This is a genomic window from Actinacidiphila alni (assembly GCF_900112845.1).
Classification (GTDB): domain Bacteria; phylum Actinomycetota; class Actinomycetes; order Streptomycetales; family Streptomycetaceae; genus Actinacidiphila; species Actinacidiphila alni.
This window is the reverse complement of the sequence record NZ_FONG01000006.1, coordinates 387,235-397,940: the sequence shown is the minus strand read 5'-3', so window position 1 is coordinate 397,940 and position 10,706 is coordinate 387,235. Positions and strand designations below refer to the sequence as shown.

The following is a 10,706-nucleotide window of genomic DNA, read 5'->3' as shown; positions in this document are numbered from 1 at the left end:
CGGTTACATTCCGAACCCGGAAGCTAAGCCTTTCAGCGCCGATGGTACTGCAGAGGGGACTCTGTGGGAGAGTAGGACACCGCCGAACAATTCTTATAAAATGCCTTGGCCCCCGAGCTTCCGCTCGGGGGCCAAGGCATTTTTGCTTTCCGTTACCCTCCGTTCACGTCGTGCCGAGACTCTGGCCTCCCGATCGGCGGAGGTGTGGAGACGTGCAGCAGATGACGACTGCCGGACGACGGCACAGGATCGCTTCGGACGCGACGGCCGCCGCGCTGCGCGTGTCGCTCCAGGAGCTGGGGATCGGGGCCGGCGACGAGGTCATCGTCCCGTCCTTCGGACCGGGCGCACCGGCCGACGCCGTACGCCTCGCGGGCGCCACGCCCGTGTTCGCGGACATCGACCCCCGGACGTTCTGCCTGTCTCCCGAAGCCGTCGCCGCCGGCGTCACCGCGCGGACGGCCGCGATCGTACCCGTGCACGTCTTCGGGCACCCCGCGCCGATGGCGCAGCTCACCGAGCTGGCGTCGCGCTGCGGACTCGCGCTGGTCGAGGAAGGCGCCGAGGGCGGCGTCGAGGAGGACGCCGGCGTGATCGCCCGGCGCAGGGCGCACGCGCGGTTCCTGGACTCCGCGCTCAAAGGCGTTGTCGTGCCGTACGCGGAGCCGGGCGCGCGCCACCTCTACCGGCAGTACACCGTACGGATCCCCGGCAACGGCCGGCCGGACCGGGACGCCTTCGCCGGGGCGCTCGCGAGCAGAGGCGTACGGGCGACCGTGAGCGTGCCCGTACCGGTGCACCGGATGCCCGCGCACCGGTCGGGAGCCGTCCTGCCGCAGACCGAACTGGTGGCCGCGGACAGCCTGTCGCTACCGGTCCACCCGGGCATCACCCAGCGGGAGTTGACGCACATCGCGGACGCCTGCAACGCGCTCGGCGGCCTGCTCTGACCGTCGCCCCGGCGGTGCCTCCGCGTGAGGCTCTGGCACCCGCATCCATGGGATAGGATCTTCCCATCGACGCGCCCCAATAGCTCAGTCGGTAGAGCGTCTCCATGGTAAGGAGAAGGTCTACGGTTCGATTCCGTATTGGGGCTCGGCACAAGAAGGCCCCCACCAATTGGTGGGGGCCTTCTTCTTGTTCGGGACTCCTGGTCACACGTCCTGCTCACGCTTCCTGCTCACGCCTCCGGCATCGGCACCCGCATCGACAGGATCGCCATGTCGTCCGACGGCGCGTCCGAGGCGAAACGCTCCACCGCCCGCTGGATCCGGGCGGCCACCGCGCCCGCGGTCAGCCCCGTACACGTCGAGAGCACCTCGGCCAGGCCGTCGTCGCCGAGCATGCGGGTGCCCTCGCGGCGTTCGGTGACGCCGTCCGTGACGCAGAGCAGGACGTCGCCCGGGTCGAGCGTGACGTTCTGCTCGTACAGCTCCAGGTCGTCCATGACACCGAGCAGCGGCTGCGGCTCCGCGGCCGGCTCCACGGTGCCGTCCGGGCGCAGCCGCAGCGGCAGCGGATGGCCCGCGCAGACCATGCGCAGGACGGCGCTGCCGTCGTGCTGCGGCCACAGCTCGCCGTACAGGAGCGTCAGGAAGCGGCTGCGGGCGCCCTCGTCGAGGATCGCCGCATTGAGGCGTTCCAGGACCGCGGGGCCGCCGAAGCCCTCCCGGGCCAGCAGGCGCAGCGCGTGCCGGGCCAGGCCCGTGACGGCCGCGGCCTCCGGGCCCGTGCCGCAGACGTCGCCGATGGCGAAGCCCCAGCAGCCGTCGCGGATCGGGAAGAGGTCGTAGAAGTCGCCGCCCACCTCGTTGCCCTCGCCCGCGGCCTGGTAGATGACCTCGATCTCGACGCCGGGGACGTGCGGCAGCTCCGGTGGCAGAAGGCTGCGCTGGAGCGCCTGGCTGATGGCGGTGCGCTCGCTGTAGAGGCGGGCGTTGTCCAGGGCGAGGGCGGCCCGGCGGGAGAGGTCCTCGGCCAGTTCCAGGAGCTCCTGGCGGAAGCGCTCGTCTGCGGGCTTGCCCAGGGTGAGCATGCCGATCACGCGGTTGCGGGCGACCAGCGGCAGCACGACCGTCTCGCCGCCGACCGCCGCGGCCGTGGCGAGCGCCACCCCGGGCGCGCTCGGCGCCCGGCCGCCCTTGCCCGCGGCCGACGCGGCGGACGGCGCGGACGAGGAGGCCGCGGACCGGGCGCCGACACCGAGGCTGCGCAGCGAGGCCCGCAGCGCGCTGGAGTGCGCCGCGTCCGAGGGCGCCGTCCACACCCGGGCGCCGGGCGTCGGATCGGGTTCCGGCGGGCGTACCTGGGACAGCAGGGCCTTGATGCCGTCGATGCGGTCCTCGTCCTCGTGCAGCACGAAGGCCAGCTCCGGCTCGGACTGCTCGGCGATGGTGTAGACCGCGCACCAGCTGGCCAGCGTGGGCACCGTCATCTGGGCCATCAGGGCCAGCGTCTGGTCCCGTTCCAGAGTGCCCGCGAGCAGGTCGGAGGCTTCCACGAGGAAGGACAGCGAGCCGCGGCGCAGCCGCTCCAGCTCGGTGAGCCGGGCGCTCTCCACGGCGAGCGCGATCCGGTCGGCGGCGAACTGCAGCCGCAGCGCCTCCTGGTTGTTGTAGCGGCCGGGGGCCTCGGCGGCCACGCCCAGCGACCCGGTCAGCCGACCCTCGACCTTCAGCGGCACGGTGACCACCGAGCGCATCCCGGTGCCGGACAGCAGCGGCACGGCGCCCGGCACCGCGGTGAGGTCCTCGTGCACGGCCGGCATACGGGCGCTGCCGTACCGGCCGGTGCCCGCCTCGACCGGGACGCGGGCGAAGCGCTGCCGGGCCGACGGCAGGCCCGTGGAGGCGCGGACCTCCAGCTCGGTCTCGTCGTCGGTGGCCAGCAGCAGATAGGCGGCGTCGCCGTCGAGCATGTCGCGGGCCCGCTCGACGGTGCGCTGGAGCAGGCTGTCCAGGTCGTCGGGGGCGGGGGAGCCGATGAAGACCTCGAAGGCGTCCGTGGTCTTGCCGCGCTGGCCGAGACCGGACTCCGCGCCGCCGGAGCCGCGGGACGGCGTCTGGAGCACGGCCCGCTCCTCGGAGCGCACCAGCAGGATGACGGTGGACGGCTCGCCCTCGCTGTCGCGGACCCGCAGGTGGGAGCCGTAGACGGGCAGGACGCGGCCGTCGGCGCCGCGCAGGCCGTAGGTGCCCTCCCAGCGGGAGTGCAGCAGCGCCTCGGCGAGGCCGATGCCGGTGCCTGGGGTCTGCGGCCACGCGGTGAGGTCGGCGAGCGGCTTGCCGACGACATCGGCGGCGGGGTGGCCGAAAAGCTCGGCCGCGTCGTCGTTCCAGCGGGTGATCACACCGAGGCGGTCGACCTGGACGACGGCCACCCGGACCGACTCGTCGGCCAGCGGCAGCTCGGCGGCGGGCAGCACGGGCCCGGCGGAGCGGGTGCCGGCCGGGCGCTCGGGCAGGTCGAGCTGGAACCAGACGTGCTTGCCCGCGCCGGTGTACTCCACGCCCCAGCGGCTGGCCAGGGCCGCGCACAGCAGTAGGCCGCGGCCGCCTTCGTTGTCGGGGTCGCGGAACTGCCGGCCGCGGCCCTGGATCGGGATCTCGCGCTCCGGATAGTGGTCGGCGACCTCGATCCGGACGGCCGTCTCGTACCGCAGGCACTGCACGTCGGCGGCCGTGCCCGCGTGCACCACCGCGTTGGTCACCAGTTCGCTGGTGAGGACGACCGCGTCGTCCACGACATCGGCGAAACCCCAGCCGTGCAGGGTGTCGCGCACGAAGGCACGCGCGACGGCGACCGACCGCCCCACCGGTTCGAAGCTGGCCGCCGCGCGCGCCGTGATCACCGGTCTCCTCGTTGCTCGTCCGTGAACGGGTCCTTGCACCGGCCCGGGAACCGGACCCGTCGTCGTACCGCCGCCCTGCTCTGCCCTCATCGGCGGCTCCCCAGTGGTCTTCGCCCGGCAGCCGGCGGCGCCGCCGACACAGGAGCCAGGTTACTTACCCACGAGGTCGGCGCGTGCGCCGGTTGTGGGTGTTTCCACCCCTAACGTGCCACGGGTCATATGCGTTGCTGCCGAACTGTTATGGCCGGGTGGGGCCATGGTGAAACACTGGGCATGCTCTCAAGGCAGCAATCTTGCACTTTGCAGGTCGGTCGACCCTCCAGGAGGGACACGGTGGAGTCTGGCGCATCGGCGCGGGGCACGAACACGCGCACGAAGAACGGGCGATCCCGCGCCAGTGGGACCGTTGAGGTCGACGCGGCCGCGTTGACCAAGCTCCTGGGAGCGCTGGCCGCGATGCGGGACGGCAACTTCCGCAAGCGGCTCACCGTGTCAGGGGACGGGGTGATGGCGGAGATCGCGGCCGTTTTCAACGAGGTCGCGGACCGTAATCAACACCTTACCGGTGAGCTGGCCCGGGTCCGGCGGGTGGTCGGCCGAGAGGGCAAGCTCACCGAACGGCTGGAGACGGGCGCCTGCGAGGGCGCCTGGGCCGCCGCGATCGAGGCGTCCAACGCCCTGGTCGACGACCTCGTACGGCCGGTGTCCGAGGTCGGACGGGTGCTGTCGGCGGTGGCCGAGGGCGACCTGGAACAGCGGATGGACCTGCGCTCGCAGAACGCGGACGGGTCCGCGCACCCGCTGCGCGGCGAATTCCTCAAGGTCGGCCGTACGGTCAACGGCCTGGTCGACCAGCTGTCCGCGTTCACCGACGAGGTGACGCGGGTGGCCAGCGAGGTCGGCACCGAGGGCAAGCTCGGCGGGCAGGCGAAGGTCCGGGGCATGTCGGGGTCCTGGAAGGACCTCACCGACTCCGTGAACACCATGGCGTACCGGCTGACCGCGCAAGTGCGGGACATCGCGATGGTGACCAACGCGGTCCTCAAGGGCGACCTGTCCCGCAAGGTCACCGTGCACGTCTCCGGCGAGATGCTGGAGCTGAAGAACACCGTCAACACCATGGTCGACCAGCTGTCCTCCTTCTCCTCCGAGGTGACCCGCGTCGCCCGCGAGGTGGGCACCGAGGGCGAGCTGGGCGGTCAGGCGCAGGTGGCGGGCGTGGCCGGGGTCTGGAAGGACCTCACCGACTCGGTGAACCTGATGGCCGGCAATCTGACCGCCCAGGTGCGGGACATCGCGCAGGTCACCACGGCCGTCGCCAACGGCGACCTGTCGCAGAAGATCACCATCGGCGCGCGCGGCGAGGTCGCGCAGCTGGCCGAGACGATCAACGCGATGACCGAGACGCTGCGCACCTTCGCCGACGAGGTGACCCGGGTGGCCGGGGAGGTCGGCGCCGACGGACAGCTCGGCGGTCAGGCGCAGGTGCCGGGCGCCGCGGGCATCTGGAAGGATCTGACCGACTCGGTCAACACCGCTTTCCGCAATCTCACCGGTCAGGTGCGGGACATCGCGCAGGTCACGACGGCCGTCGCCAACGGCGACCTGTCCCAGAAGGTCACGGTGGACGTCTCCGGCGAGATGCTGGAGCTGAAGAACACCGTGAACACCATGGTCGACCAGCTCTCGGCGTTCGGCGCCGAGGTGACCCGGGTGGCCCGCGAGGTCGGCGTCGAGGGTGTGCTCGGCGGCCAGGCGCAGGTGCCCGGCGCGGCCGGCACCTGGAAGGACCTCACCGATTCGGTCAACACCGCCTTCCGCAACCTGACCGGCCAGGTCCGCAACATCGCGCAGGTCACGACGGCGGTCGCGAACGGCGATCTGACGCAGAAGGTCACGGTGGACGTCTCCGGCGAGATGCTGGAGCTGAAGAACACCGTGAACCGGATGGTCGACCAGCTCGGCTCCTTCGCCGCCCAGGTGACGCGGATGGCGCGCGACGTGGGCACCGAGGGCCGGCTCGGCGGTCAGGCGCGGGTGGACGGCGTGGCCGGCACCTGGAAGGACCTGACGGACTCCGTCAACTTCATGGCCGGCAATCTGACCTCCCAGGTGCGGCAGATCGCCCAGGTCACCACCGCCGTGGCGCGCGGCGACCTGTCGCAGAAGATCGACGTGGACGCGCGCGGCGAGATCCTGGAGCTGAAGAACACCATCAACACGATGGTCGACCAGCTGTCGTCCTTCGCCGAGCAGGTCACGAGGGTGGCCCGCGACGTGGGTACGGAGGGCCGCCTCGGTGGCCAGGCGCAGGTGCCGGGCGTCGCCGGTGTGTGGCGCGACCTGACCGACTCCGTGAACGGCATGGCGGGCAACCTGACCGCGCAGGTCCGCAACATCGCCGAGGTCGCCACAGCGGTGGCCCGTGGTGACCTGTCGCAGAAGATCGACGTCGATGCCCGGGGCGAGATCCTGGAGCTGAAGAACACCCTCAACACGATGGTCGACCAGCTCTCCGCCTTCGGCGCGGAGGTCACCCGGGTGGCCCGCGAGGTGGGTACCGAGGGCATCCTGGGCGGCCAGGCCGAGGTGCAGGGCGTCTCCGGCACCTGGAAGGACCTCACCCAGTCCGTCAACTTCATGGCGAACAACCTGACCAGCCAGGTCCGCAACATCGCCGACGTGACCAACGCGGTGGCGCAGGGCGACCTGTCGCGGAAGATCACCGTCGACGCCAAGGGCGAGATCCTGGCGCTGGTGACCACCGTGAACCAGATGGTGGACACCCTGTCGGCCTTCGGTGACGAGGTCACGCGGGTGGCCCGCGAGGTGGGTACGGAGGGCCAGCTCGGTGGCCAGGCGCGGGTGCGCAACGGGTCCGGCATCTGGAAGGACCTGACCGACAACGTCAATCTGATGGCCAACAATCTGACCAGCCAGGTGCGGTCGATCTCCTCGGTGGCCACCGCCGTCGCCAACGGCGACCTGACCAAGAAGATCACCGTCGAGGCGCGCGGCGAGGTCGCGCAGCTTGCCGAGACCATCAACACCATGGTGGACACGCTGTCGGCCTTCGGTGACGAGGTCACGCGTGTCGCCCGCGAGGTGGGTACCGAGGGCATCCTGGGCGGCCAGGCGCGCGTGCCGGGCGTGTCGGGCACCTGGAAGGACCTCACCGAATCGGTGAACGGCATGGCGTCCAACCTGACCGGTCAGGTGCGGCAGATCGCCCAGGTGACCACGGCGGTCGCCCGCGGCGACCTGTCCAAGAAGATCGACGTGGACGCGCGCGGCGAGATCCTGGAGCTGAAGACCACCATCAACACGATGGTCGGCCAGCTCTCCGCCTTCGGTGACGAGGTGACCCGGGTGGCCCGCGAGGTGGGCACCGAGGGACGGCTCGGCGGCCAGGCCCGGGTGCCGGACGTCTCCGGCATCTGGAAGGACCTCACCGAATCGGTGAACCTGATGGCCAACAATCTGACCAGCCAGGTCCGCAACATCGCCCAGGTCGCCACCGCGGTGACCCGCGGCGATCTCAATCTGCGGATCGACGTGGACGCGGCCGGCGAGATCCTGGAGCTCCAGGACTACATCAACACGATGATCGTGCGCCTGCGCGAGACCACGCTCGCCAACAAGGAGCAGGACTGGCTCAAGGGCAACCTCGCCCGGATCTCCGGCCTCATGCAGGGGCGCCGCGACCTCGGCGACGTGGCCGCGCTGATCATGAGCGAGCTGACCCCGGTGGTCTCCGCCCAGCACGGCGCCTTCTTCCTCGCCGAGGACACCCAGGAGGTCGGCGAGGAGTACGAGCTGCGGCTGATCGGCGCGTACGGCTTCTCCAAGCGGACGATGTCGACGGTGTTCCTGCCGGGGGAGGGGCTGATCGGGCAGGCGGCGGTGGAGAAGCGTTCCATCCTGATCGAGAACGTGCCGCCGGGCTATCTGAAGATCACCTCGGGGCTCGGCGAGGCGCCGCCGTCGCATGTGATCGTGCTGCCGGTGCTCTTCGAGGGCCGGGTGCTCGGCGTGATCGAGCTGGCAGCCTTCCAGCCGTTCACGCAGATCCAGAAGGACTTCCTCAACCAGATCACCGACATCATCGCGATCAGCGTCAACACCATCAGTGTCAACACCAAGACCGAGGGCCTGCTCAAGCAGTCGCAGGAGCTGACCGAGCAACTCCAGGAGCGGTCGGCGGAGTTGGAGAACCGGCAGCGTGCCCTGGAGCTGTCCAACGGCGAACTGGAGGAGAAGGCCGAGCTGCTGGCCCGGCAGAACCGCGACATCGAGGTGAAGAACACCGAGATCGAGGAGGCCCGCCAGGTGCTGGAGGAGCGCGCGGAACAGCTCGCGGTCTCCATGCGCTACAAGTCGGAATTCCTCGCCAACATGTCGCACGAGCTGCGCACCCCGCTCAACTCGCTGCTGATCCTGGCGAAGCTGCTCGCCGACAACGCGGACGGCAATCTCTCGCCCAAGCAGGTCGAATTCGCCGAGACCATCCACGGCGCGGGCTCCGACCTGCTCCAGCTCATCAACGACATCCTGGACCTGTCGAAGGTCGAGGCCGGCAAGATGGACGTCTCGCCGACCCGTATCGCGCTGGTGCAGCTGGTCGACTACGTGGAGGCCACCTTCCGGCCGCTGACCGCGGAGAAGGGCCTGGACTTCTCCGTCCGGGTCTCGCCGGAACTGCCCGTCACCCTGCACACCGACGAGCAGCGGCTCCTCCAGGTGCTGCGCAATCTGCTGTCGAACGCGGTGAAGTTCACCGACAGCGGCTCGGTCGAGCTGGTGATCCGCCCGGCCGGTACCGAGGTGCCGCAGTCGATCAAGGAGCAGCTGCTGGAGGCGGGCACGCTGCGCGAGCCGGACCAGCCGCTGATCGCGTTCTCGGTGACCGACACCGGCATCGGCATCGCGGCCAGCAAGATGCGGGTGATCTTCGAGGCGTTCAAGCAGGCCGACGGCACCACCAGCCGCAAGTACGGCGGTACGGGCCTGGGGCTGTCGATCAGCCGCGAGATCGCCCGGCTGCTGGGCGGCGAGATCCACGCCGACAGCCAGCCCGGCCGCGGCTCCACCTTCACGCTGTACCTGCCGCTGGCGCTGGGCGAATACCCGCAGGCGGTACCGCAGTTGCCCGCGGGCGGTGAGGTCGAGCAGAGCGCGTCCGGGGGCCGCAACCGGCCCGGCAGCAGCCTGTCCCGGCTGCGCCGCCGCTCGGCCCAGCCGCCGGCCCTCACCGAGGGCGGCTCCGCCAACGGCAGCGGCCCGAGCGCGAACGGATCCGCCAACGGCGGCGCATCCGCCAACGGCAGTGCTTCCGCCAACGGCTCGGCGGGGCGGCGCGGGTCCGGGGCACAGGAACCGGAGCAGCCGGAGTCCTGGGCCGACGAGGCGCAGCCGGACGCGTACACCGGCTTCTCCGGCGGCTTCAGCGGCGAGAAGGTGCTGATCGTGGACGACGACATCCGCAATGTCTTCGCCCTGACCAGCGTCCTGGAACAGCACGGCCTGACCGTGCTGTACGCCGAGAACGGCCGCGAGGGCATCGAGGTGCTGGAGCAGCACGACGACATCGCCGTGGTGCTGATGGACATCATGATGCCCGAGATGGACGGATACGCGACGACGACGGCGATCCGCAAGATGCCGCAGTTCGCCGGGCTGCCGATCATCGCGCTCACCGCGAAGGCGATGAAGGGCGACCGGGAGAAGAGCATCGAGTCCGGCGCGTCGGACTACGTGACCAAGCCGGTCGACACCGACCATCTGCTGACGCTGATGGAGGAGTGGATGCACGCCAGGTGACCATGTGGTGACCGGGCTGCGGTGCCCTGCGCGGGTGACACAGGCGCGGCGGGACGGGCCCTGCGGGATTCGGAGGGCCCGTTCGCCGACTGCCGTTCCTGTTGAGGTGTGAGGGCGCCGAATCAGGGGAACCTTCTGGACTCCGCCTGCGTTTGCGGTACGTGGTGAGTGACCTGGCGGTGACAGGGTGTGGCGAACGGCGGGGTGCGGCTACCATGACCGGCACAAGGACGGGCGGCGTGACGGAGTCGTCCCCGGGGGCGGCGACCGGCGTATTGCCGGGGCGAGGAGGGCGGGCCATGGTGCAGAAGGCCAAGATCCTCCTGGTCGATGACCGGCCGGAGAATCTGCTGGCGCTGGAGGCCATCCTCTCGGCGCTCGATCAGACGCTGGTCCGGGCATCGTCCGGGGAGGAAGCGCTGAAGGCGCTGCTCACCGACGATTTCGCGGTGATTCTGCTCGATGTCCAGATGCCGGGCATGGACGGCTTCGAGACGGCGGCGCACATCAAGCGGCGGGAGCGGACCCGCGACATCCCGATCATCTTCCTCACCGCGATCAACCACGGCCCGCACCACACCTTCCGCGGCTACGCGGCCGGCGCGGTCGACTACATCTCCAAGCCCTTCGACCCCTGGGTGCTGCGCGCCAAGGTGTCGGTCTTCGTCGACCTCTACACCAAGAACGTCCAGCTCCGGGAGCAGGCGGCGCTGCTGCGGCTCCAGCTGGAACAGGGCGTGCCGGCCGCGGCCGGCGCCAATGGCTCGGGCGGCGGCTCCGCCGAGCCCGCGGGACTGCTGGCCGAACTGTCCGCGCGGCTGGCCGCCGTCGAGGAGCAGGCCGAGGCGCTCAGCAAGCAGCTCGACGAGTCGGCGGACGCCGCGGCCGTGGCCACCGCCGCCCATCTGGAGCGCAAGCTGAACGGGCTGCGCCGCGCGCTGGACGCGCTGGAACCCGGCGCCGGAAACGGTGTCGTCAAGCTGCCGAACCAGGAATGAGCCGTACGGGGACGGCCGCGCACCGCATGTGACGGCGT

General features: G+C 70.6%; 4 protein-coding genes, 1 tRNA gene and 1 rRNA gene. 5 read left to right on the top strand and 1 reads right to left on the bottom strand.

What is annotated here, in order from left to right; all coding sequences use genetic code 11:
• The 3 genes from rrf to BM076_RS13165 form a co-directional block, all read left to right on the top strand.
• A 5S ribosomal RNA gene (gene rrf, locus BM076_RS13175) occupies positions 1–88 on the top strand; the annotation flags it as partial.
• A gap of 133 nt (positions 89–221) precedes the next feature.
• Complete coding sequence (locus BM076_RS13170; protein ID WP_093713690.1) at positions 222–950, top strand: DegT/DnrJ/EryC1/StrS family aminotransferase; 729 nt, start codon at positions 222–224, stop codon at positions 948–950.
• Positions 951–1,023: 73 nt separating this feature from the next.
• A tRNA-Thr gene (locus tag BM076_RS13165) sits at positions 1,024–1,096 on the top strand.
• Between the two features lie 84 nt (positions 1,097–1,180).
• On the opposite strand, the gene BM076_RS13160 is transcribed toward BM076_RS13165, so the two are convergent.
• Positions 1,181–3,850 (bottom strand): SpoIIE family protein phosphatase, encoded by a 2,670-nt coding sequence (locus BM076_RS13160; protein ID WP_245796022.1) that lies wholly within the window; start codon positions 3,848–3,850, stop codon positions 1,181–1,183.
• A 333-nt stretch (positions 3,851–4,183) separates the two neighbouring features.
• On the opposite strand from BM076_RS13160, the gene BM076_RS13155 reads away from it, so the two are divergent.
• Both BM076_RS13155 and BM076_RS13150 read left to right on the top strand, forming a co-directional pair.
• Positions 4,184–9,670, top strand: coding sequence for a HAMP domain-containing protein (locus BM076_RS13155; protein WP_177246431.1), 5,487 nt, complete (start codon positions 4,184–4,186; stop codon positions 9,668–9,670).
• A 299-nt stretch (positions 9,671–9,969) separates the two neighbouring features.
• Positions 9,970–10,668, top strand: a complete 699-nt coding sequence (locus BM076_RS13150; RefSeq protein WP_093713641.1) for a response regulator — start codon at positions 9,970–9,972, stop codon at positions 10,666–10,668.
• Positions 10,669–10,706 lie beyond the last annotated feature (38 nt).